Source organism: Desulfovibrio sp. SGI.169 (assembly GCF_050313595.1).
Lineage (GTDB): Bacteria > Desulfobacterota > Desulfovibrionia > Desulfovibrionales > Desulfovibrionaceae > Desulfovibrio.
Genome location: NZ_JBNPLS010000013.1, coordinates 51610 through 75113 on the forward strand (window position 1 = coordinate 51610; position 23504 = coordinate 75113).

The 23504-nt window shown below is 62.1% G+C and carries 20 protein-coding genes; 6 read left to right on the forward strand and 14 right to left on the reverse strand.

The genetic code is table 11. The annotated features are described in order from the left end of the window. Nucleotides 1-4 precede the first annotated feature (4 nt). The 6 genes from pyrF to ACQRA4_RS08365 all read right to left on the reverse strand — a co-directional run bounded on the left by pyrF (nucleotide 5) and on the right by ACQRA4_RS08365 (nucleotide 4550). On the reverse strand, nucleotides 5-706 hold the full coding sequence (gene pyrF / locus ACQRA4_RS08340) for an orotidine-5'-phosphate decarboxylase (RefSeq protein ID WP_427822615.1): 702 nt from the start codon (nucleotides 704-706) through the stop codon (nucleotides 5-7). A 34-nt stretch (nucleotides 707-740) separates the two neighbouring features. Beyond that, the gene (gene gmk / locus ACQRA4_RS08345) at nucleotides 741-1352 is read right to left on the reverse strand and encodes a guanylate kinase (protein ID WP_427822616.1); all 612 of its coding nucleotides are present in this window, start codon (nucleotides 1350-1352) and stop codon (nucleotides 741-743) included. Beyond that, nucleotides 1349-1603 carry a DUF370 domain-containing protein gene (locus tag ACQRA4_RS08350; RefSeq protein ID WP_427822617.1) on the reverse strand — a complete coding sequence of 85 codons (255 nt, stop codon included), beginning with the start codon at nucleotides 1601-1603 and terminating at the stop codon, nucleotides 1349-1351. Before ACQRA4_RS08350 ends, gmk begins: the two co-directional genes overlap by 4 nt. Before the next feature lie 4 nt (nucleotides 1604-1607). Continuing rightward, on the reverse strand, nucleotides 1608-2489 hold the full coding sequence (locus tag ACQRA4_RS08355) for a YicC/YloC family endoribonuclease (protein WP_427822618.1): 882 nt from the start codon (nucleotides 2487-2489) through the stop codon (nucleotides 1608-1610). Between the two features lie 123 nt (nucleotides 2490-2612). Beyond that, nucleotides 2613-2861, reverse strand: a complete 249-nt coding sequence (locus ACQRA4_RS08360) for an FmdB family zinc ribbon protein (RefSeq protein WP_427822619.1) — start codon at nucleotides 2859-2861, stop codon at nucleotides 2613-2615. A 294-nt stretch (nucleotides 2862-3155) separates the two neighbouring features. After that, on the reverse strand, nucleotides 3156-4550 hold the full coding sequence (locus ACQRA4_RS08365) for a MiaB/RimO family radical SAM methylthiotransferase (protein WP_427822620.1): 1395 nt from the start codon (nucleotides 4548-4550) through the stop codon (nucleotides 3156-3158). A gap of 64 nt (nucleotides 4551-4614) precedes the next feature. Here ACQRA4_RS08365 and ACQRA4_RS08370 point away from each other — a divergent pair, with 64 nt between their 5' ends. Next, the gene (locus ACQRA4_RS08370; RefSeq protein ID WP_427822621.1) at nucleotides 4615-5475 is read left to right on the forward strand and encodes a M15 family metallopeptidase; all 861 of its coding nucleotides are present in this window, start codon (nucleotides 4615-4617) and stop codon (nucleotides 5473-5475) included. Between the two features lie 10 nt (nucleotides 5476-5485). Here ACQRA4_RS08370 and pgl read toward each other — a convergent pair whose 3' ends face one another. The 5 genes from pgl to ACQRA4_RS08395 form a co-directional block, all read right to left on the reverse strand. Next, the gene (gene pgl / locus ACQRA4_RS08375; RefSeq protein WP_427822622.1) at nucleotides 5486-6232 is read right to left on the reverse strand and encodes a 6-phosphogluconolactonase; all 747 of its coding nucleotides are present in this window, start codon (nucleotides 6230-6232) and stop codon (nucleotides 5486-5488) included. A 155-nt stretch (nucleotides 6233-6387) separates the two neighbouring features. Beyond that, nucleotides 6388-7515: a translation initiation factor IF-2 gene (locus ACQRA4_RS08380; protein ID WP_427822623.1), complete on the reverse strand. Its 1128-nt coding sequence runs from the start codon at nucleotides 7513-7515 to the stop codon at nucleotides 6388-6390. Next, nucleotides 7512-8279 (reverse strand): class I SAM-dependent methyltransferase, encoded by a 768-nt coding sequence (locus ACQRA4_RS08385; protein ID WP_427822624.1) that lies wholly within the window; start codon nucleotides 8277-8279, stop codon nucleotides 7512-7514. The genes ACQRA4_RS08380 and ACQRA4_RS08385 overlap by 4 nt, the downstream gene beginning before the upstream one ends. 307 nt (nucleotides 8280-8586) lie before the next feature. After that, a complete protein-coding gene (locus ACQRA4_RS08390) occupies nucleotides 8587-8970 on the reverse strand; it encodes a RidA family protein (protein WP_427822625.1) in 384 nt (127 codons plus the stop codon). A 13-nt stretch (nucleotides 8971-8983) separates the two neighbouring features. After that, on the reverse strand, nucleotides 8984-10210 hold the full coding sequence (locus ACQRA4_RS08395) for an aromatic amino acid transporter (RefSeq protein ID WP_427822626.1): 1227 nt from the start codon (nucleotides 10208-10210) through the stop codon (nucleotides 8984-8986). A 472-nt stretch (nucleotides 10211-10682) separates the two neighbouring features. Here ACQRA4_RS08395 and ettA point away from each other — a divergent pair, with 472 nt between their 5' ends. After that, nucleotides 10683-12365 (forward strand): energy-dependent translational throttle protein EttA, encoded by a 1683-nt coding sequence (gene ettA / locus ACQRA4_RS08400; RefSeq protein WP_427822627.1) that lies wholly within the window; start codon nucleotides 10683-10685, stop codon nucleotides 12363-12365. Between the two features lie 70 nt (nucleotides 12366-12435). Beyond that, complete coding sequence (locus ACQRA4_RS08405) at nucleotides 12436-14028, forward strand: DUF4139 domain-containing protein (protein ID WP_427822628.1); 1593 nt, start codon at nucleotides 12436-12438, stop codon at nucleotides 14026-14028. A 538-nt stretch (nucleotides 14029-14566) separates the two neighbouring features. Here ACQRA4_RS08405 and ACQRA4_RS08410 read toward each other — a convergent pair. After that, nucleotides 14567-15316, reverse strand: coding sequence for a 4Fe-4S dicluster domain-containing protein (locus tag ACQRA4_RS08410; RefSeq protein ID WP_427822629.1), 750 nt, complete (start codon nucleotides 15314-15316; stop codon nucleotides 14567-14569). 2 nt (nucleotides 15317-15318) lie between these two features. Beyond that, the gene (fdnG, locus tag ACQRA4_RS08415; RefSeq protein ID WP_427822630.1) at nucleotides 15319-18351 is read right to left on the reverse strand and encodes a formate dehydrogenase-N subunit alpha; all 3033 of its coding nucleotides are present in this window, start codon (nucleotides 18349-18351) and stop codon (nucleotides 15319-15321) included. 416 nt (nucleotides 18352-18767) lie between these two features. Here fdnG and ACQRA4_RS08420 point away from each other — a divergent pair, with 416 nt between their 5' ends. The 3 genes from ACQRA4_RS08420 to ACQRA4_RS08430 are packed head-to-tail and all read left to right on the forward strand — an operon-like array spanning nucleotide 18768 to nucleotide 21090. Next, nucleotides 18768-19655, forward strand: coding sequence for a formate dehydrogenase accessory protein FdhE (locus ACQRA4_RS08420; protein ID WP_427822631.1), 888 nt, complete (start codon nucleotides 18768-18770; stop codon nucleotides 19653-19655). Beyond that, on the forward strand, nucleotides 19655-20455 hold the full coding sequence (locus ACQRA4_RS08425) for a formate dehydrogenase accessory sulfurtransferase FdhD (RefSeq protein WP_427822632.1): 801 nt from the start codon (nucleotides 19655-19657) through the stop codon (nucleotides 20453-20455). Before ACQRA4_RS08420 ends, ACQRA4_RS08425 begins: the two co-directional genes overlap by 1 nt. Then, nucleotides 20452-21090 (forward strand): molybdenum cofactor guanylyltransferase, encoded by a 639-nt coding sequence (locus ACQRA4_RS08430; RefSeq protein WP_427822633.1) that lies wholly within the window; start codon nucleotides 20452-20454, stop codon nucleotides 21088-21090. Before ACQRA4_RS08425 ends, ACQRA4_RS08430 begins: the two co-directional genes overlap by 4 nt. Nucleotides 21091-21302: 212 nt before the next feature. Here ACQRA4_RS08430 and ACQRA4_RS08435 read toward each other — a convergent pair whose 3' ends face one another. Further along, nucleotides 21303-23393, reverse strand: a complete 2091-nt coding sequence (locus ACQRA4_RS08435; protein ID WP_427822634.1) for a methyl-accepting chemotaxis protein — start codon at nucleotides 23391-23393, stop codon at nucleotides 21303-21305. Nucleotides 23394-23504: the final 111 nt, after the last annotated feature.

Sequence of the window (23504 nt, forward strand, 5' to 3'; positions counted from 1 at the left end):
CCTTCTATTCTTCGGCGGCCTTTATTTCGGCCAGAATGCGCCGCGCGGCCTCAACCGGGGAGGGCGCTTCCAGAATGGGCCTGCCAACCACCAAAAAATCAGCTCCGGCGGCCACGGCCTTGGCCGGGGTCATAATCCGGCGCTGATCGCCGGCGGCGGTTCCGGTCGGGCGGATGCCGGGGCAGAGGCAGAGCAGGCCGGGCGAGGCCGCCTTGATGCGCGCCGCTTCCTGACCCGAGCAGACCACGCCGTCCAGACCCCAGACGAGAGCGCCGGCAGCCAGATCAAGAGCAAAATCCGCCGGGGCGGCGGCGATGCCGGGCATTTCGCCTGGCGCGAAGCTGGTCAGCGCCGTGACGCCGAAGAGCAGCGGCCGCGCGGGGCTGTCCGCCGTCAGGCTGTCCACGGCGGCGCGGGCTTCGCGGCACATGCGCTCGCCGCCCTGGCAATGCAGGGTCAGCAAATCCACGCCCACGGCGGCCGCGGCATGAACGGCGCGGCCCACGGTATGCGGAATATCGTAAAATTTCAGATCAAGAAAAACCTTGAAGCCCATGATTTTGAGCGATTCCAGCAGGCCAGGGCCAGCCAGGGTGAACAGTTCCATGCCCACTTTGCACCATGGCGCCAGACCTTGCAGATTCCGGGCCAGGGCCAGGGCCGCGTCTTTGCGGGGCATATCCAGAGCGACGATAAGCTGGGCCATGGGTGTTCCTTGCCGTGAAGGCGGTTGCGCCGCTTCAGCGGGCGAGCAGTTCTTCAACCAGCCGCGGGTTGCGGCCCGGCGCCAGTGTGGCCGCCAGGTATACGGCCCGCAGGGCGTCATAGGCCGCTTCCAGATTGTCGTTGACCACCAGGGCGTCGTACCAGCGGGCTTCAAGCATTTCCTGGCGGGCGTTGGTCAGGCGACGCTGGATGGTGCTTTCGTCATCCAGGCCGCGTCCGCGCAGACGGCGCTCCAGTTCGCGCATGCTTGGCGGCAGTATGAAGACAAAGAGCGCCCCCTCAAGTGTCAGCTTGAGCTGGGCCGCGCCCTGCACGTCAATATCAAAGAGCGCGTCCTGGCCCTGCCGCAGCATTTCTTTGACCGGCGCCAGCGGCGTGCCGTAAAAATTGCCGTGCACTTCGGCCCATTCCGCAAAAGCCCGCTCCGCGCGAAGGCGTTCAAATTCTTCCCGGCTCAGAAAAAAATAGTCTTTGCCGTGTTCTTCGCCCTGGCGCGGTTGGCGCGTGGTGCATGACACGGAATAGCCGAAATGCGGAAATTCCGCCAGAAGCCGTTTGATCAGGGTGGTTTTGCCCGCGCCGGACGGCGCGCTCAAAACCAGGGCTATGCCTTCGCGCCGCGTCATTCCCCCTCCTCTTGCGTAAAGCGTTGGCGAATGGTTTCAGGCTGGATGGAGGAGAGAAGCACATGGTTGGAATCCGTCACCAGAATGGAGCGCGTTTTGCGCCCCTGAGTGGCGTCAATGAGCCGCCCCTCGGCCCGCGCGTCCTCGCGCAGACGCCTCATGGGCGAAGAGGAGGGGTTGACGATGCCCACCACCCGTCCGGCCAGCACATAATTGCCAAAACCTATATTGATAAGTTTGTCGCCGGGCATGGGTTCATTCCAGATTTTGAACCTGTTCGCGGCATTTTTCCAGTTCGTTCTTGAAGTCCACCACCAGGCGGGAAAGCTGCACATCGGGCAGCTTGTTGCCGCAGGTGTTAATTTCGCGGAAGCATTCCTGCAGGGTGAAATCAAGGCGTCGTCCGGCGTCGCCGCCGCTTTGCAGCAGATTGCGCAGACGCTCCAGATGGGTGTGCAGGCGGGTCAGCTCTTCGCTGACGTCCAGCCGGTCGGCCAGAATGACCACCTCCTGAAGCAGGCGGGTTTCCTCCAGCTCCTGCCCGCTCTGGGCCAGCGCCTCTCCCAGGCGCTCCCGCAGCAGGTTGGCGCGTTCCTCCCTGATGGCCGGGGCGCGTTCAGCGATGAGGCCCGTCCATTCCTCCATGCGCAGAATACGGGAGTGCATGTCCGTGGCCAGGGCGCGGCCCTCGGCGGCGCGGGCTTCGTTCCAGTCTTCCAGGGCCAGGGCCAGGCCGTCTTCCAGCAGGGCGACAAGGTCTTCATCCGGCTCTTCACCGGTGTCGCCCCACAGGGAGGGAATGTGCAGCAGGGCATTGTAGTCGGGCTTGAACTCCTCGCCGCGCGAGGCGGCCAGGCTGTGCAGTTTTTCCAGCATGGCCGCGGCCTGCAGACTGTCAAAGCGTGGACTGGGCGCGGCGTCGGACGCATAGTGCAACACCAGACTGATGTCCACCCGGCCGCGGGCGGCAAAACGCCGCACCACCTTTTCCAGCCGTTGTTCCAGACTGCGCGCGGCCACTGGCAGACGCCATTTGAGATCAAGATGACGCCCATTGACGCTTTTAACTTCCCATTGCTGGGTGATGCTGGCGTTTTCCACCAGACAGCGTCCAAAACCGGTCATACTGCGGAGCATAGCTTCTCCTGCTGCGTACTGTATCCGGCAAGTGTAGAGCAAGGGACGGGGGAATGCAAGAACGGCCGCCTTGACGACGGCGGCCCTGCCGCATGGCAATCCGACGGATTGCGCCTAAGCTCCTCAGGAAAAACCGCCTCCGCCGCAGCCGCCGCTGGAGCCGCCGCAGGAGGGCATGCCCGTGCCCATAGGGCGCACCGGGCCGGGCTTGAAGGGAAAAGCGCCGGTTTTCAGGGGGCTTGGGACGCTCATCTGGCGTTCCGTGGCGGTGGAACCGCAGTGGGGGCAGGCCGGTGACGCGGCGTCTCCGGTCAGGACCAGTTCTTCAAATTTCTCTCCGCACGCTGTGCAGAGAAAGTCGTACATGGGCATAGCGGCCTCCGGCAGCGGAAATTTTAGCCCGCCGGTTCTGGCAGCGGGCCTTGCCTGCATATATAGGAACAGACGCCGCCAAGGCAAGGGCGCAGAGCTTTTCTGTCAAAGGAGCCTTGGCCCCCGGGGCTGCTGACAAAGGTCAGCGGCCCCGGAAATCAGGAGCGGGTCGCGGCTTCGCCGCGCCGCAAGCGACTGGTTTTCGTGTCTTTCAATCCGCTCAAGCGGCCAGGGCGGCGCAAATACCGCAAAGCGGGCTTTGTCAATAGTCTGTAGGGGTTTTGACCCCCTTTTTCATGCTCCACCCGTTTTCAGCTCCACCAGCAGGCCTTCTTTCGTGACGCGCACGGGCCGCGCGGGCAGCAAGCCTGTCAGCGCATCGTCCTGGCAGGCCGCGTCCGTCGCCGGGGCGCGAAACAGGCAGGGAGCATAAAATTCGTTGACGCCCTTGCGCCATAGACCGGAGCCGTGCCCGGTCTTCGCATTTTCGTTTTCCGTTCCCGGCGGCATATGCTTCAAGACATCGGCGACCACCAGCATGTCCGGCAGGTCAAGCTGTTCCCGGAAAAATCGCTGCTGGCGACGCGCCACGGCCTCGCGCGTCAGGGCGGCGCGTCTGAGCTTGACGGCCTGAGGCAGATGACCGCCAAAGCCGTCCGCCGCCGTGCCCGGTCGCCGCGAATAGGGGAAGACATGCGCATAGCTCAAGGGCAGGCGTTCAATCAGCTCCAGCAAGAGGCGCAGGTCTTCGTCCGTTTCGCCCGGAAAGCCCACCAGAATGTCCGCGCCCAGGCCCATGCGCGGCCAGTGGGCCGCCAGAGATGCCACGGCTTCTTCCAGCATGGCCGCCGTATAGTGGCCGCGCCCCATGCGCCTGAGCACCGCCGGGCTGGCGTGCTGAAGCGAGATGTGCAGATGCGGGCAGAGCAGACGGCAGCCCTTCAGGGTTGCCAGCCCGCGCCCGACCAGTTGCGAAGGTTCCAGAGAGCTGATCCGCAATCGCGCCCGGCCCGCAAATTCCGGGGCCAGGTTTTTGTCCAGAAAGTGCAGCAGGCTCCAGAAGTCGCCGTGGCCGGGAATGTCGCGGCCATACTGGCGCAGATTGACGCCGGAAAGCATCAGCTCCGCATGGCCGGCGCGCAGCAGGCGACGGGCTTCTTCCAGAATTTCTTGTGGGGCGCGGCTGCGAGGCTTGCCGCGCGTAAGCGGCACAATGCAGTAGGTGCAGCGGTGGGCGCAGCCGTCCTGCACCTTGAGCACAGGCCGGGCGCGCCGGAAGGAGCGGATCTGAAAGGGCGGAAAGGCCGCATCCGCCGGAAAGGCGGAGTCGTTTTTTTCAGGCCACGGGCCGCGCAGCAGGCGGCTTTTCTCCTCCTGCGGCACCAGAAGATCAGGTTCGGCCCAGATTGCGCCGGGCCGGGGACGAAAATCAGCGAACAGGCGGGCCGCGCAACCGGTGAGAATCAGGCGGGCGGCGGGGGCCTCCCGCCGCAGGCGAAAAACAGCGTTGCGCGCGTCGCGTTCTCCCTTGGCGGTAATGGCGCAGCTGTTGACGCAGAGCACATCGGCTTCGCCGGGGGCGTCGCATTCCACGCCGCCCAGTTTTTGCCAGGCTTCGCGCAGGGCTTGGCTTTCGTACTGATTGACCTTGCAGCCAAAGGTCGCGATAAAGAATTTCCAGACAGGCATGGCCGCTGATGTACGCAAAAGCGTTCGCCTTGACAAGCGCGGGCTGGTCGGGTCAGGCTGGCATATGCGTTGCTGTCTGCTTTTATGTTGTCTGCTGTGCTGCGCGCCAGGCATGGCCCGCGCTTTGCCGCCCGCGTCGGATGCCCCGGCGGAGGACGCGCTCAATCTCTACTGTCTGCGTCTGTCCTATCCCGCCGTAAGCGCTCTGGAGCGTGATGAGGACGGCGCGCAGTGGCTTGTGCTGTCCGACGGTCGTCGGGTGCTGTACAGCCGCGAGCGGGCGGGGCTTCAGGCAGACCCCTGGGATGTGGATGTGCGGAGCAGCATGGCCGACCTTTACCCGCTGGAGCCGGAGCGTCCCCCCACGCCGGCGGGCGTCGCGCCTGGGCGGCGGCGTTCCCACACCTTGCTGTCCGCCCTGTATGGCGTGGATGCGGGCGAAGTGGGCAGGGGCCTGCGCACGGCGCTGCTGCTGGGGCAGCCTGTCCGCATGGCGCAAGCGGCGGCGCTGGCCCTGCAAAAAGTGGAAACATTGCTGGCTGAAGCCGTGCGCGCTGAACCGGGGCTGCGCGACCTGCTCAAGTCTGACGGCGGTTTTTTGTGGCGTCGCGTGGCCGGGGAGCGGCGTCTGAGCCCCCATGCCTATGGCGTGGCCCTGGATCTGAGCGCCCGGCGCGCGCCCTACTGGCGCTGGAGCTCTCTGCGGCCCCACCCCATGCAGCAAAGCTATCCTTCGGCCATTGTGGCGGCTTTTGAAGCGCAGGGCTTCATCTGGGGCGGCAAGTGGCACGAGTATGATCTCATGCATTTCGAGTACCGCCCGGAGCTGATCTGCAAGGCGCGCATTCTGCGTGAACTGGAAAAAATGAACGCCGCCGGTCTGAAAACCGGCGGCGCAATGGGCGAAAAGGAAGCGCGCCCCTGAGTGAAGGCGCTTATTGGCCTGTGGCGGCGGCTTCGTCCACAACCCAGATCAGATCGCCGATGCTCGGCCTGACCATCTGAGCGGGCAGGGCTGGCTCGGCCAGGAGGTTGAGCGCGCGGGAAAGCACATCGTGTTTTTCCGCGCCTGTGACCAGAAACATGCAGCAGCGGGCGTTATTGATGACCGGCAGGGTCAGGGTCAGACGGTCGGCCTTGCGTTCGGGCACATACTGGTCAATGACCAGACGCTTTTTTTCGGCCAGGGCGGGAGAGTTGGGGAAAATGGAGCCGGTGTGCCCGTCTTCTCCCATGCCCAGCAACATGAAGTCGAAGCGCGGCAGTTCCTGCGGGCCGAGATTGAAATCATTGCGAATCTGCTGCTCATACTTGGCGGCGGCTTCCACCGGGTCGGCCTCGCCGCGCATGCGGAAAAAGTGCATGGCCGGCACATGGCTCAGCAGTTCGCGCCGGGCCAGGCCGTAGTTGCTCTCCGGGTGTTCCGGCCCCACACAGCGTTCATCCACCCAGAAAAAGGTCGTTTTATCCCAGGGCAGCCTGTCCGCCCAGTCGCTGGCCGCCAGCAGTCTGAAAAGGGGGATGGGGGTCTGTCCCCCGGAAAGGGCGATCTTGAACACGCCGCGTTCAGCCACGGCTTCCTCGCAGGCCGCCGCCAGGATGTGGGCGGCACGTTCGGCCATGGCGGCGGGATCTTTGTGAATATGCACAGAAAGATGGATGGAACGGCTACGGCCCTGCATATGAGGCTCCTTGCATGAATGCCGCCGGCTTTGTGTCGGCGGAACTTTTGTAATTGAACCGCTTCACTATGGCACAGATGCCCTGGAGAGGAAAGCCATATTTTTTTGCTCCGCTGAAAGAGCTTCCTCATTCTTTTTTCAGCCGGCAGCCGGGATTATTTCTGAAATATGGGCGAGAGGCAGAAATTCAGGGGATGGTCATGCCCCGGCTTGTCGCAGTTTTTCATGATGTCGGGAACATCGACAAGATGCAGCACTTCGGCGCTGCTCAGGCCCAGAGTCTGCCATCTGGCGGAACAGGTGAGCGAACCCGCCTCCAGAATGCGCTGCGCCTGCGGGCTTTGTCCGTCCAGTTCGATGTTCCAGCGCTGCTCGAAATCCTCGCCCGGCGCGATGGGGCTGGCCGTGTTGAGAAAACGGCGCAGCAGCGTCGCGCCGTCCGGGCCGCTGAACGCGGCGTCCAGATTCAGATTATTCACGGAAACATTGCCGATGTTGCGGGCCAGCACATGCGCCACCAGCACCAGGGTCTTACCGTCCGAAAGCATGCCTGCGCTGGCTGTGCAGGACTGCAGGGCCAGAATGCCGTCCATGCGCTTGTTGGTGGCGGCGTTTTTGCGAATCAGCGCGTCGTGCTGGGCGGTCAGGCGCGTGAGCAGGGCCTCCCGAAACTGTTTGGTCACTTCGCCGGCGTTGAGCAGATCGTGGATAACCCAACCGTCCGGGCCGTCATCCATGCGCAGGATCAGGGGAAAGGTTTCATTCAGCTGGGGGTGTTTGATGGAAAAGGACAACAGGATGGAATCATCGTCAGCGCGGCGCGCCCTGAGCGTCGAGGCGAGCTGGGCCAGAAAATCGGGCGGCAGCAGGCGCAGCTCGCTCTGCAACATCTTTTCGGGGTCTTCTTCCTTTTGGGCGGCCTTTCCCCGTTCCGCCGTCTTTTGTTCAGTGAACGCCTTGAGCAGGTTCATCTGGAACAGGTTCTTCAGATCGCGGATTTGATCCGGGCCCTGTTTGAAAAAGGGAAACATTTCGGCCGTGGATTTGGCCAGAGTGCCGGTGAGCGTGTTAAAATCCACGCGTCGGGCCAGCTCTTCCCGGTTGGATTGCGAAATGGCCGTGCTCAGGCGGGTCAGGGCGTAACCGCCGCTTTTGCGATATTGATAGTACTTTATGCCAAAAACGGCCAACAACAGCAGCGCCACGGTCAGAAAAATAACGACGATCGCCATGACATGCGCGCGTATGAAGGCGAACAGGGGGGCGAGGCTGGGAAACTTCATGCGTTTTTCCGCTGTTTGCTGAGAGGTGGAACAAGATGTTTCTGCGTGTATTCCAGCGCCGGTTCGGGACGGCGCAAGCGCCCCCGCCCCAGGCGCAGAGGCAGGGGCGTCACCGGTCTGAGCGGGGCCATATCCAGACGAATAACGCTCCATGCTCCCAGGGGCAAGCCGCGCAGCCAGGTATTGCAGGGCGCGGCGACACATTGCCTGTTCCATGTGCACATGGGGCCGGCAAGGGTGCTCAGGCTGGTCAGGCGGCCTGTTCTGAAAGCCTTGATCAGCCGCCAGACGCGCCACCAACTGTGGCCCGGAGCGGGCCAGACGGTCTTTCGGCCGCTCAGACGCCGGCAAATACCGGGCAGGGAGGCTGTATTCCAGAATGTGACGGCCAAACCCCGGGCCGCCACGCGCAACGCCTCGCCCACACTGGCGGCGAGAGCGTCCGCGTCGGCAGCCGCAACATGCAGTACCACCCAGTCAAAGTCATTGTCTTCAAAAGGCAGGCAATCGTCAGCGGCGGCTTCCACCTCAGCCCTGGCGGCGGCGTTGATGACCGCTCGCGCCCGCAGGTCGGGCGCGTGTTCCGTGCCAGTCACGTCAAAACCGCATTCCCAGAGCAGAGGCAGAAACAGACCCTCGCCGCAGTTGACTTCCAGAAGTCTCGCGCCCCGGCGCGGCCAGGCGGCCAGGCTTTGCTGCAGCAGGCGCATTTGCAGGCTCAGGGCGAAACGCCCCGCGGGTTCTGATAACCATTGTTTTTTCATCAACCGTGACCTTTTTCTTTTTTCAGGCGGCGTCGGCTATGGCTCACTATTTTGCAAAGCAAAAAAAATGGCAAGGGGGGACATGAGGGCGTTATCCGCCCTTTTGCCGTTTTTACAATGATCATATGTGGCGGCGGGGCCTCGCCCCGCCCGGCTTCGCAGAGCGTTTCATGCGCGAACTGCTCTGAAAGACGGCCATTGCCTGTAAAACGCCTTCTGTCCTGTATTGGCGTGAACAGCCTGAATCGAAACTGGCGGAAAAGCCGTCGCTCTTCCGCCAGTGAAAAAGCCGAACGCGCGTCGGGCGTCAGGCCACGGCGATGGCTTCGATTTCCACCTGCGCGCCCAGGGGCAGGCCGCTGATTTCCACGCAGGAGCGGGCCGGGCAGGGCGTCTTGAAAAATTGCCTGTAGACTTCGTTGACCTTGGGGAAATTGCTTATGTCGGTAATAAACACCGTGGTTTTGACCACATTATCCAGGCTGAGACCTTGAGACTCCAGCACGGCGGCCAGATTTTTGCAGGACTGCGCGGTCTGTTCCTCAATGCCGCCTTCCGCCAGTTTGCCGGTGGCCGGGTCAAGAGGCACCTGCCCGGAAAGAAAAAGCATATCCCCCGTCGCCCGGATGGCTTGGCTGTACGGGCCCACGGCGGCGGGCGCTTTGCTGGTGCTGATGGCTTCCTTTTTCATGATGTTCTCCTTTTTAGGGATACATGGGCAAGAGTTTGAATACAAAGAGCGTATGGCAGACGGCCACGAGAGAGCCGTACAAGAGCAGCATGGGGATGAGCAGCGCGCCGCCCGGCGCGGCATAGCCGCGCGCGGCGAAGCGCCTTCGCCCGGCCCGCAGCAACAGAGCGGGCACGATGACGGACCAGATGGAGGCCGCCAGCCCGGCCCAGCCGATGGCGGGCAGAAAACCGTCCGGCCAGATCAGACCGCAGAACATGGGCGGCGCAAAGGTGATCAGCAGGGTTTTGGCGCGTCCCAGGCGGCTGTCGTCAAAATTGCACAGATCAGCCATGTAGTCAAAAAGCCCCAGGCCCGCTCCCAGAAAGGATGTGGCCACGGCCAGCAGGGAAAAGGCTTCCAGCAGGCGCATGACGATGCCGCTCAGGCTGTTGCCAGCGGCGGCCACCATATGCCCCACATTGCCGCCGCTGGCGATGACCTCCCTGAATTGTTCACGCGAAATATTGCCGTCCGCCGCCACAATCCAGGAGAGATAGCAGGCCAGGGCGATGAGCGTGCCGTAGCGCAGGCAGGCGTTGATGGTGCGCGGCTCCTTGCCCAGATACTTGATCAGGCTCGGAACCGAAGCATGAAAGCAAAAAGAGGTCAGATAGGTGGACACCGCGCCCCAGATGTAGATGGCCTGACCGCCGCCGCCCTGGACATCCAGCAGCACATCCAGGCGGATATGGCTGATCATGCCGCTGATGGAGAGCAGAAAAGACAGGGCCATGCCGCCCATCAAAAGCACGGAAAGGCGATCCACCATCCGGGAACTCCACCAGACGCAGGCTGCGAGCAACAGGGCGAAGAGCAGGCTGGAGAGCAGGCGGGGCGGCGTGCAGCCCAGCAGGGGCGCGAGGCTTTGCTGCGTCACCGAGCCGCCGCCGCTGACATAGGCGTAGACCAGGGTATAGAGCACAAAGGCCACGGCCAGGCCGTTGAGCGTGCTCCAGAAAGGGCCCAGCAGTTCGCGCGTCAGGGTGTGAAAGCTGTCGCCCGGCTTAAAGTGCAGGTTGACCTCCAGAATGGCCTGGCTGGAGCGGAACATGCAGAACCAGGAGATCAACAGCAAAACCACGGACCAGTAAAACCACATGCCCGCCGAAATCATGGGCAGGGCCAGCATGCCCGCGCCTATGGCCGTGCCGGCCACAAGCATGGCGCCGCCCAGAATGGTGAGGAAGCGGCTGTTCATGCCTGCTCCTTGGTAATGGTGGTCATACGCGGCGCTCTGCGGATGTTCCGCCAGACGCCGCGCGATGCGCCGGCAATGGCCGGAATGGCTGAAACGCAGGCTGGCGGGCCGGCGATGATCACCCCCTCAGGAGCCTGGCGGCGCTGAACCAGTGTGCGAAACGCGACAAAAGAACCCTCCGGCTGTTTGAGGGAAGCGGAGGAATATGCGGAACGCGTCCCGCATACTGTCAGAGAGCGCGCATGATGGCAAGCGCGGGCGGGCAGGGCCGTGAACCCAGGAAGTCCGTTTGCGCGCGGGCCGGCTTTAATGCGGGCTGAACCTGAATCCATTCCGGCGACTGGCGCATGCTGAACCGGCGAACTTGAAAAACGCTCTGGTCCCGGCTATGCTCTCTTTTATATGCGGGCCGAGCGGTCATGCGCGGGAGAATTTCTCCCCGCGCGCCGGGGTCCCAGACTTTGAGGAGCCTATGAGCAACGAACCGGACAAGATTATTTATTCCATGATCCGTGTGTCCAAGCGCCACGGCCAGAAGGAAGTGCTGAAAGACATTTCCCTTTCCTATTTTTATGGGGCCAAGATCGGCGTGCTGGGCCTCAACGGCGCGGGCAAATCCAGCCTGCTGAAAATTCTGGCCGGCGTGGATCGGGCGTTTGACGGCAAGACCGTGCTGGCCCCCGGCTATACTATCGGCTATCTGGAGCAGGAGCCCCTGGCCCATGAAACGCGCACGGTGCGTGAGGTGGTGGAGGAGGGCGTCAGCGAACTTACGGCCATTGCCAAAGAGTTTGAGGAAATCAACGCCAGATTTGCCGAACCTCTGGAGCCGGAAGAGATGGACGCCCTCATTGCCAGGCAGGCTGAGGTGCAGGAGCTTATGGACGCCAAGGGCGTCTGGGATTTGGATTCGCGCCTGGAAATGGCTATGGACGCCTTGCGCTGCCCGCCGGGCGACATGCCGGTGGACAAGATTTCCGGCGGCGAACGCCGCCGCGTGGCCCTCTGCCGTCTGCTGCTCCAGAACCCAGACATTCTGCTGCTGGACGAACCCACCAACCATCTGGACGCCGAGTCCGTGGCCTGGCTGGAGAGTTACCTGGGCGGCTTTCCCGGCACGGTCATTGCCGTGACCCATGACCGGTACTTTCTGGACAATGTGGCCGGCTGGATTCTGGAGCTGGATCGTGGTCGGGGCATCCCCTGGAAGGGCAACTATTCTTCCTGGCTGGAGCAGAAGCAGAAGCGTCTGGCCGGCGAGGAGAAGGCCGAGGCCGAGCGCCAGAAAACGCTGGCCCGCGAGCTGGAGTGGATTCGCATGTCGCCCAAGGGCCGTCATGCCAAGGGCAAGGCCAGGATCAACGCCTATGAGGCCATGCTTTCGCACGAGAGCGAAAAACGCGCTCCGGATCTGGAAATTTACATCCCGCCGGGGCCGCGTCTGGGCAAGAGCGTCATTGAGCTCAAGGGCGTAAGCAAGAGCATGGGCGACCGCCTGTTGATGGATTCGGCCGATGCCCTGATTCCGGCGGGCGCCATTGTGGGCATTATCGGCCCCAATGGCGCGGGCAAAACCACATTGTTCAAAATGCTGGTGGGGCAGGAGAAGCCTGATTCCGGCAGCCTGAGCGTGGGTGAAACCGTGCGCTTCGCTTATGTGGACCAGGGGCGCGAGTCGCTTACGCCTGGCAAAAGCGTTTATGAGCTGATCAGCGACGGGCAGGAAACCATCAGGCTCGGCGGGCGCGAGGTCAACGCGCGCGCTTACTGCACGCGTTTCAACTTCCACGGCGCGGATCAGCAGAAAAAGGTGGACGTGCTCTCCGGAGGGGAGCGCAACCGCCTGCATTTGGCCCGCATGCTCAAGTCCGGGGCCAATGTTTTGCTGCTGGACGAACCCACCAACGATATTGACGTGAACACCATGCGCGCCCTGGAGGACGCGCTGGACAACTTCGCCGGCTGTGTGCTGGTCATCAGCCATGACCGCTGGTTTCTGGATCGTGTGGCTACCCACATCATGGCCTTTGAAGGCGACTCCAGCGTAGCTTTTTTTGAAGGCAATTTCACGGAATATGAAGAGGATCGCAAAAAGCGTCTGGGCAAGGAGGCTGAAACGCCGCATCGCCCCAAATTCCGCAAACTGACGCGATAACGGTTCGTTCGCGCCGGGCGTCGGCATGGTTCGGCGTCTCCGCCGCAATGGCCGAAACCGTGGAGGTTCAATGCATACGGACATGCTATGGAGAGGGCGACGGCCCGGACTTTTGTTGCGCCTGCTGCCGTGGCTTGCGTTCCTGCTGCCCCTTGTGTTCCACGCCGGGCAGGCGGCGGCTGCGGAGGCCGCCCCGGTAAAGCGGCTTCAACTGGTCAATCCGGTTTCAGCGCTGCTGTCACCTGACGGCGGGCTGCTTGATGTGGAGGAAAGCGCGCCGGTCACGACCAGCGACGGCGTGAGCGTGCTGCATTTTGTGATTCCTGGCGAGGCGGAGAATCTGCAACTGACCGTGCCCGGTCAGACTGTGGAGCGCTGGAGCGCCGTGCCCCAGCCCCTGGAGCAGACGGGTGATCTGGCCCGGCTGCGCGAGAAGCTGCTGGACGAACAGGCTCGCCTGAACGGCAGCCTTGCCGCCGCGACCGCCCGGCTGGCCCTCTGGCAGGCCCGCCCTGAGACTGTTACGCTCACGGAGCTGGAGCAGCGCGAGAAAAAGATGCGGGATGCGATTCCCGCTCTGGCCCGTGAACAGGCGGAACTGGAAGGCCGCCTGAAACTTGTGCGGCAAGAGCTGGAGCGTCTGCCAGCCAGCCCGGAACTGGGGCAACGGATCAGCGTCACTCTGCACAAGGCCGTATCCGGCACGGAAAAACTACCCGTCCGTTACAGCTATACCGTGCGCAACTGCGGCTGGCAGCCTGTCTATGCCTTCAACGCCCAGCCTGAAAAGGGCGACGGCGACATCATTGATGTGCGGCTGATGGCGGAAGTCTGGCAGTTTACGGGTATGGACTGGCGGAACACCAGGCTGACTCTGGCCACGCGCGGCAACGGACCGCGTGAGCCCGCCCCTCTGCCGCGCTGGGTGGTGGATTCCTCACCCAAAGCGGAACCCTTGCCTGTGGGGCGTATGCAGGCGCGTAAGGCCGCTCCCATGACTTTGGCCGCTGAAGGCGCGCCCGCGCAGGACAACGCCCCGGTGAGCCTGGATGCCAGCGGCGTCTACGCGACCTGGAGCCTGGCCGCGCTCGGCCTGCCTGAAGGGCGTTCGCGTTTGCAGATTGCCGCTGACGCCTGGAAGGCCCCCCTGCAATGGCTGGCCAGGCCCGGCGCGCGTGACAGCCGCGTCTGGCTGATGGCGAAGCATGTTCTGTCGTCGCGTCAGGCATGGCCGGACGGCCGGGCGGAATACAGCGTGGACGGCCAGAATGTTGGCCAGGGGATGTTCCGCCCGCGCGGCGGCGAAGCCACGCTCTTTTTCGGCGCTGATCCGCGCGTCAGCGTGACCACCACGGCGGGCAGCAAAAAGCGCGGCGAAAGCGGCTTTATCGGCTCAAGCAAGAACTGGACTTGGGCCTGGACCTATGTTGTCGCCAATGGTCATGCCAAAGCCGTGACGGTACGCCTGGAGCGCCCGATGCCTGAAATCGTGGATCAGGACGTCAGCGTGCGTTACGACGACGCGCCGCCCGCAATGAAAAACGAAAAAGAGCATCTGCTCTTCTGGGATGTGAAGGCCCCTGCCGCCGGCAGGGCGGAAGTACGACACAGCGTGACCATTTCCTCGCCGACCAAGCTGCCCTTGCAGCCGGATGCGCCATAGGAGGTCGCCGTTTTCTTTGCTTTTCGGCTGCGGCGGATAACTGTCCGGCACTGACAATGGAGGAATCAGAGAAATCTGGTTCCTCCTCTTCTTGTGGCTTTAAGCTCAGACCTCATTAAACAATACGTTATGGGTTTTGTTTGTCGGTAAAAAGGGAGATTTTTCCGCTTCCGCCCGAAGCTGAACGAGGGGCGGGGCATGTCGCCACAACAATCCAAAAAACAGGGATTTTTGCGCCGGCAGGAAAATGGCGATTTGTGAAGGGAGTGCGCGCATGCGCATGACGGACAAAAATCGCACAGCGACGCGGCCAGCGCGAAGAAGGCCGTTTTTGACGGATAATCGTGGCGGAACACAACCAGCGACACCCCTGGCCAGCAGCGCAGTAATAGGGCCTGACTCTGGCCAGTTGGCACATGAAGCGCGCAAAACAGAAGATCACCCGTCACTGGTCTGCCCTCCTGTCTCCGCGAAAGGGGATCAGACCCATGGCGGGTGATCGTGATTTGCGCCGAAATGCCGCAGCCGCAACGCGGCGTCAGCCGCGCAGCGCGCGCCGGAACAATGCCCGCCGGGAGAAAGCGGGGGCGGGCGCATTTTGCCCGGCGCGGGCCAGCATGCCGCGTGAGGCGTCGGCCACGGCATACTCATAGTATTCAGCCGGGGCGTCCTTGAAAAGATAGATCACGCGTACGAGGTCCGTATCGCCGAGGCTGGCATGCGGCCAGTCCTTTTGAACTTCTTCCAGCCGCTTGCGGGCCAGTTCGCGCATTTCCTCCTCATCGCCGAAGTTCATGCAACCCGTGGGGCAGGAGGTCACACAGGCCGGCGCGAGGCCGCTTCTGATGCGATCAATGCACATATCGCATTTCATGATGCGCCCCGATGCCGGGTCATGGCGGGGAATGTTATACGGGCAGGCTTCGGAAACGGCTTTCACGTCCTCTGGGCTGAGTTCGACCGTTTTTTCCGTGGCGAGCACCGCGCCGCTTTCCTCGTCCCGCAGCATGGCGCCGGGCACGGCCATATCCGCCACATCCACGCACACGGGCGTCAGGCAATGGCGGCACTGTTCCGGAAAGAAGTTCCAGCTTACCTTGCCGTCCTTGTCCGCTGTCTCCTTGAAGCGCACCAGCCTGATGGTCTGGGCCGAAAGATCTGGCGGATTCTGGTGGGAACCGCTGTTGCGGGTTTTCTCAGCAGGCAGGTTTTTCCATTGTTTGCAGGCGATCTGGCAGCCGCGGCAGGCTGTGCAGCGCGTCAAATCCACAAAGAACATCTTGCCCATGACTAGCCCGCCTTCTTTTCAATGTTGACCATAAAGGCCTTGCTTTCCGGAATGCCCGTGTTCGGGTCGCCCACCATGGCGGTGAGCAGGTTGGCGGCGTCGCCGCCGTCTTTCGGAACCAGCCAGCCAAAGTGCCAGGACGTGCCGATGATGTGCACGGTTTTGCCGTTGGCGGTATAGGGCTTGAGGCGCGGCGTGACCATAGCCACGCATTCAATCTGTCCGCGCCGGCTGCTCAGTATGACCTTGTCGCCGTTGTTGATGCCCTTGGCCTTGGCCAGCACCGGGTCCAGTTCCGCGAAGTTCTGCGGTTCGGCCTCGGTGAGCCAGGGCACGCGACGGGTCATCAGGCCGGTCTGCCAGTGCTCGGTCACCCGGTATGTAGTGCCGATATAGGGATAGCGGGCATCGTTCACGGCAAGCTGCTCGCCTGGGGCCTTGTAGTAGACAGGGCTGCGCGCCTGCGACGAGAAGCCGTGCCTGTCGAAGGGAGATTCCGCCGGTTCGTAGTATTCGGGGAAAGGCCCATCGACGCAGCCCGGGCCATAAATGGCGCCAAAGCCGTCCTTTTGCATGATAAAGGGGTGCTTGGCTCCCGGACCGCCGCCGCCGTCCACAATGTCGCCCACCCAGGCTTTGCCGTCCCAGGCGATGACCGCCTTTTCCGGATTCCAGGGGTGGCCGTTTTTGTCCACCGAGGCGCGGTTGTAAATGATGCGGCGGTTGGCGGGCCAGGCAAAGGACCAGTTGGGGAACAGGCCGATGCGTGCCTGGGCCTCTGTCTGGCTGTGTTCCTGCCGGGCCATCATATTGCCTTTCTGTGTCCACGCGCCGGCATGCAGCCAGTTGCCGCTGGCGGTGGAGCCGTCAGCCTGAAGCGCCACAAAGTTGGGAACCTGCTCCCCAGCCTTGTATTCCTTGTCGCCAATCTTCACATCGCGGGTGAAGTAACCGTTCATGATTTTGGCCACCCTGGCCGGGCTGAAGGCATGGCCTTCCTTCCAGCCGTCGATGCCCAGTTGCAGCACCGGTTCGGGGAATACGCCGCCCTGCCGGTAAAGCTTGCGGATCTCTTCCATGAGCTCCAGCATGATGTCGCCGTCCGGCTTGGTTTCTCCCCAGGGCGTGGGGCCGGCGTGGCGCCATTGGATCCAGCGGCCGGAGTTGCTTACCGAACCTTCCTTTTCTATGGAGACGGCGCAGGGCAGCAAAAAGACCTCAGTCTTGATTTTGCCCGGGTCCATACCGGGGCCGCGCCAGAACGAGCCGGTTTCATTGTCGAAAATGTTGACGTTGACCAGCCAGTCCAGCTTGCTCATGGCCTGCCGGTGCTTGTTGGAGTTGGGGCCGGAGCAGGCGGGGTTCATGCCCCAAGCGAACAGCCCCTTGATCTCGCCCTCGCCCATCTTGTGAAAGATGGACTGCCAGTAGTAGTCCAGCAGGGGCTTGCCCGCGTCCACGCGCGGCAGCAGGGCATAGCCTTCTTCGGGCGAAAGCGCCGGAAAGAAGGATTTGAGCAGGCTGGCCATGTATTTGGGCCGGTTTTGCCACCAGTTCACGCTCATGGGGTCGGCGGATTTGGGCGTGGCGGCGTTGTAGTCCGCCAGTGACGCCTGGGCGCTGGTGGGGCCGGGCAGGTAGCCGGGAAAGCTGGAGGCAAGCAGACCGTGGTCTGTGGAGCCCTGCACGTTGGATTCTCCGCGCAGGGCGTTGACGCCGCCGCCGGCCACGCCAATATTGCCCAGCAGCAACTGAACCATGGTCATGGCGCGAATGTTCTGCACGCCGTAGGTATGCTGGGTCCAGCCCATGGCGTACAGGATGGTGCCCGCCTTGTCGGGCCTGCCTGTGGCGGCAAAGGCCTTGTAGACGGTTTCCAGATCCTCGGCCGGAGTGCCCGTGGCCCTGGCCACGGCGGCGATAGTGTAGCGCTTGTAATGTTCGCGCAGCAGATTGATCACGCAGCGCGGGTTTTTGAAACTGACGTCGCGCACGGGCACGCCCTTGTCATCCAGCTCAAAGGCCCAGGCTTTTGTGTCGTATGCGCCTTTGGCGGCATCAAAGCCCGAGAACAGGCCGTTTTTGAAGCCGTAGTTCTTGCTTGCCACCAGAGAGGCATTGGTATAGTCACGCACATATTCCTCGAAATACAGCCCGTTATCGAGGATATACTTGATCATGCCGCCCAGAAAGGCGATGTCCGAGCCGGGGCGCAGCCCCACATGGTGGTGGCACTGGCCCGAAGTGCGCGTAACGCGCGGATCCACATGGATGAGCGTTGCGCCCCTGTCTTTGGCGCGCAATACCCATTTAAAGGAGATGGGATGGTTTTCAGCGGCATTGCTGCCCATAATCAACACGCAATCACTGTTGGCCAGATCATTCCAGTGATTGGTCATCGCGCCGCGTCCGAAAGACTCTGCCAGAGCCTTGACAGTGGAGCTGTGTCAGAGGCGCGCCTGGTGCTCGATATGCACCAGGCCCAAAGCGCGCTGCATGGCCTGCAAGGCCCAGCATTCCTCATTGTCCAGAGCGGCTGAGCCCAGCGAGACAATGGCCTCGGTACGGTTGACCACCTGACCGGCCGCGTTTTTCTCTGTAAAAGTGGCGTCACGGGTGGCCTTGACGCGCCTGGCTATTTCCGGCAGGGCCCAGCTCCATTCCACTTCTTTCCATTCCGTGGCGCCGGGGGCGCGGTACAGCGGTTTTTGGGGACGGTCTTTATTGGAGGCCAGCTGGAATGTTGACGCGCCTTTGGCGCACAGGCTGCCCTCATTGATGGGATGGTCGGGATTGCCCTCCACATTGATGGCCTTGCCCGGCCCATCGGGATGACCTTCGGCGCTGGTGCTGACCAGCAGGCCGCAGCCAACGGCGCAATAGCAACAAACCGAGGTAGTCTGACGGGTCCATTTCAGCTTGGCGTCCCGCGCCGCCGCAGTCACCGGAGTCAGGCTGACGCCCAGACCGCTGAAAGCCAGCGCGGCGGTGGCGCCCGCGCCAAGCTTTATAAAGCCTCTGCGCGAAAACTGCATATGCTCTTCTCCTTGATGAGGGAATCGGTCCGACAATTTCTTTTTTTATTATGTTTTGAAAAGCACAATAAAAATTTCTTCACAAAAATTTTAAGCAACTGCCGCATGTCTGCCGTTATTCCAATTTTTTGCTGCGTAATCCGCGTTCAGCTTCGTAGCTGAATTTAACATAATCGTACGCATGCCAGGCTTTTATGTCAATATCGTTTAAAATATTTATCACTACTGTCATATGCCGCAGTCAAGAAACTTTTGGCTGTAGCGCGGCGGCATTCAAAGAGGCTAGCGGAACATGCCTGATGCCTTGCCGGAATTTTTCGGCGGTTGCGCGGTTCCGGCTTCTGGCGTATAGCGTGTCACCCGTAACGGGGATAGCAGCGAAACTTCAACCTGCGCCGACACCCGCGAAAACAGATATGAGCACGCTCTTTTCCTTTGACGACGCCATTCTTGCCCGACGCCTGAAACGCCTTGCCGCTCTTGCCTGGCTGCCGGACGCCTTGCTGGATATCGTGGCAGGGACTCTGCATCTGCAACGGGCGGCTTTTCACCGCCTGAGCCATCCAAATACAGGCGCCCTTTGTCCCGTCGCGCCGGAGGCGCACGCGCAGGGCGCGCCTTTGCTTTTAGCCGCCGATTTTCCGTATGATCCAGGTCTGGCCCGGACGCTCTGGGAGCGACTTTGCGATTTGCTGGCGGCGGCCGGGGGCAACCCGGCGGAAGCCGTGCGGACCCTGCGCGGGGAGGTGGCGGCGAGCGCGGGGCTGCCCGACAGGGCATACGCGGCCTTTGTTCATGATGACAAAGCCTTTTTCAGTGACTGGGCGGCGCGTCTGCCCCAGGCTCCGGCTTTGATACGCTTTTTGGCTCAGGCGGCGCTGACCCCGCAACTGGCCGCCGTGACCGAGGCCCTGGCCGCCGGGCACAATGAACAGGGCGTCTGGGAGCACGGGCACTGCCCGCACTGCGGTCGCCCGCCTTTCATGGGTGAATTGCGCGGCAGGGAGGGGCAGCGCTGGCATATCTGTTCTTTCTGCGGCGCGAGTTACAGGGCGGCCCGGCTGCAATGCCCCTTCTGCCTGGAGCGCGAGGAAGAGCGCTTGCGGGTGTTCACCACAGACAGCCTGCCTTTTTTTGAGGTGCGCGTCTGTAAAACCTGCCGTTGTTACATCAAGCTGGCCGATCTGCGCGAACAGGCCGAAACTTCGCCCGCCGCCCTGAGCGATCTGGCCTCTCTGCCGCTGGATATGCTGGCCCTTCAGGAGGGTTACAGCCGTCCGGCGCCGTCGGCCTGGGGCTTCTGATGGATGCCGCGCGCGGCGGGCTTTCGTCCGGTTCGTCTCCCTTGCGTCTGTGCGCCCGGCGTTTCGGGAAAGGACGCTGGGAGAACCTGCCTGAGCTTGCCGCCCGTGAAGAGCCCGTGCATGTGCTCCATGCCGGGGGAAGCAGCAGACTCTGGGCCTGGCCGCATGATCTGGAAGAACTGGCGCTGGGGCATGTGCTGCTGGACTGCGCTCCACAGGCGGAAGATGAGCCGGGCGATGCGCCCGTGCTGTTGCGGATGGGGCGGGTGGAGCGGCTGGACGCGCCCGCTGGACAGCATTGCCTGCGGGTGAGCTTGGCCGGAGAGAGCGGGTCTGCCTGCCGCCTGGACAGATTGGGCAGACTTGAGACGGCCTCCAACGCTCCACGCCTGAGCGCCGCCGACCTGCTGGCGCGGATGGCTGAGTTTTTTGCCGCGCCGGGGCTCTGGGACGGCACGGGCTCTTTTCACCGCGCGGGTCTTTTTCATCCTGAACATGGGCTGCTGCGGGTGGCCGAAGACATCGGACGCCACAACTGTCTGGATCGTCTGGCCGGATTTTGCGCCCGGCAGGGGCATGACCCCGCCGCTCACGCGCTGTTCCTCTCCGCCAGGATCACCGGCAGCCTGTACGCCAAGGCGCGGCGGGCGGGCTTTGCGCTGCTGGCGAGCCGGGGCGCGGTGACCAGCGCGGCTCTGACGGCGGCCAGAGCGCACGGCGTAAGCCTGGTGGGCTTCTGCCGTCCCGCCGAGGATCGCTTGACCGTATTCTGTGATGCGCCGGGGCGGGTGACGGCATGAGCGCGGAACGCGATGGGCAAAAAACCGGCGCCAGTGTGGCCGGCGTTGTGCTGGCGGGTGGCCTTTCCTCGCGTCTGGGGCAGGAAAAGGCCCTCCTGCGCGTGCATGGGCAGGGGCAGCCTGACCTGTTGCGCCGCACGCACAACCTGCTGACCGCGCTGCTGCCCCGCTGCTGGGTGGCCTGCCGCCCGGCCCGACCGCGTGCGGGATATGACTGCATTTTTGACCAGGTGGAAGGTCTGGGGCCGTTCAGCGGCGTGCATGCGGCACTGCGCGCGGCCGCTGAAGAGGGTTTTGCCGCTGTGCTGGCCCTGTCCTGCGATCTGCCTTTCATGGACGAAGCCACATTGCGGCGTTTGCTGGCCGCGCGTGAAACAGCGCCTGGCCAGCGTCTGCTGACGACCTTCCGCCAGCGTGAAACAGGCTTTATCGAGGCGCTCACGGCTGTGTACGAAGTGGCGGCGCTGCCCCTGTTCGATGCGGCCCTGGCCCGGGGCGAGCGCAAACTCAGTCGCGTCATTCCTCTGGAACGGCAGAGGCATATTTTTTACAGCCAGACGGAAGCGCTGCCGTTTTTCAATATCAATTACCCTGCCGATCTGGAGCTGGTGCGGCGTTTGCTGGCCGCGCTTTAGGGTCGCCCACGCTGACGCTGAACAATGCGCGACAAAGGCCGATGCAAGGCCTGCCTCTTCTTACGTCCGCCTGTCGGTATTGACGGAAAAGGTCAAAAATCCGTCGCTTGCGGCGCGGTCAAGCCGCAGCCCGTTCCTGACTTTCGGGGCTGCCGGCTTTCAGCCCCAGACGCCGGCCGGGGAGGTTGGGGAATCGCGCGTGGCGCGAGCGGTCAGCTTTTGAGCCTGTCCATCAACTGACGGATCTCGCTCATCTGGCTGTTGAGCCGCCTGGCGGCGTTGTTGGCGTCGGCAATGCTTATGGCCACTTCCTTGAAGGTGCTGTTCACCGCTTCCACGGTTTCATTGATCTGCGCTGTGGAGGCTGACTGCTCTTCGGCGGCTGTGGCGATGGCCCGCACCATGTCGGTGGAGAGGGTCGTTATTTCCACAATATCCCTGAGCCGGTCGCCTGAGGTGTGGGCCAGACCGGTGGCCTCCTCAATGCTGGTCACGGCGCGGTCCACATGCTCCATATTGCGGCGGCTGCTCTGCTGGATGTTTTCAATGGCGGCAGCCACTTCCGTGGTGGCGCTCATGGTTTTTTCAGCCAGTTTGCGCACCTCGTCGGCCACCACGGCGAAGCCGCGCCCCGCTTCGCCCGCGCGCGCCGCCTCAATGGCCGCGTTGAGCGCAAGCAGATTGGTCTGGTCGGCAATATCGGAAATAACAGTCATGATCTGGCTGATGTTCTGGGTTTCGCCTCTCATTTTTTCCATATCCGCGCGCAACTCCATGGAGTCTTTCTGCACCTGGCTGATGGAGGAAACCACCTGCTCCACAATATTCTGGCCGGTGGTGGCCGTATCGCGCATATTGTCGGAATTGGAGGCGGCATCCCCCGCATTTTTGGAAATATCCAGCACTGCCATGTTCATCTGTTCCATGGCTGTGAGCGTGTCATGCATGCGCCCGGCTGTTTCCGCCGTGGCGGTGTCGGTTTTCACCAGCACGCCGGACAACTGCCCACAGGCCGCATTGGCCGCCTCCAGCAGATCCAGCACCGAAACGGCCACGCCTCGCATGGTTTCGCTGTTGTGCTTGATGGCCTCCTGCTGCTCAAAGGTTGTGGTGTTGTCCAGCAGTATCAGCACCACATTGGACAGTTCGCCCCGGTTGTCCGTCATGGGTTTGGTGAAGATTTCAGCGTGCATGGCCTTGCCCGCTTTTTTGTCAATGACGACGGAAAAAGAGCCGCCTTCACCGCTTTCCAGACAGTGAGTGACGGAGGTGGCGCGTGTGCCGTCATTATAGAAAAAGGCGCCGGAGGTCATGCCCGCGCTGTTTTCCATATCGCTCGCGTGATTGAATGCATTCAGCATGGGGGTATTGGCGAAGACCAGTTTATTCTCCGTGTTGAATACGGCGCAGGGCACGGGAAGGGCGGTCAGCACCCCGCGTGAAAAGGCGAGCTGGCTTTCCAGCTTGTCCAGCATGGCGTTGAGCGCCGTGGCCAAGGTGCCGGTTTCATTTTGCAAATGCGCTTTGATGCGTGAACCGTGGTCGCCGGACATAACTTTCTGGGCAAAACAGGAAAGTTGTTCCAGAGGTCGACAGACGCTCCTGCGGGCATATATGGCGGACGCAAGGCTGAGCAGCAGGGTCAGGCCCAGTGCAAAGCAGAGACAGAGGTTTGTCCGCCGGACGCGTTCCTCACTGGCGGCTACCTGGGCGCTGGCGCGCTTTTCCAGCGTGGTGAAAAACTCATTGAGCGGGGCCATGATTTTTGCGGTTTCGCCATTATACGCCTGGCCGAAAACCAGCTCGCGAGCCCGCGCCATATCTGGCGCGCCTTTTACCGTATAGTCGCCTTTGGCGTCTTTGTAGATGCCCTTGACGGCGTTCATGGCCTCGGTTTCCAGAGCGATCAGCGCGTCGGAAAGCTGGTTGCCCTTTTCCACCAGAGCCAATTCTTCGGCTGTAACGCCATATTGTTTCATCAGTTCGGTAAGCGACACCTTCTGGCCCGGGGCCACGCTGCGGTTGTCAGCGCGGGGCGTCTTGCCGGCGCGTTCGTCCACAATGCCGAAGTAGATCGTTTCATAACTGCTGTCGCCGGTGGCGGCGTACTGCCGGACATTGCTTGTAAGCTGCTTGGAAGACTCCATCAGCTCGCCGGCAAGCTGGATGGCCACCTCCTTATTGCGCGCGAGTTCCAGATTATTTTGGATGGCCTGGTAAAGCTCATAAATAAAATAGCCCACAACGCATGTCAGGAGAATGATCCCTGCATTGATGACGGATGAGGCTTTGCTGATGCTCATGCTCATTGCTCCTGAAATGTGAATGGATTTTTAAAAAAAGTCCCCATACCGGTTTAATCGCCAGAAAGTCCAAAAATTTTAGCGAAAAACCGTACTCAATGAAAATCTTAT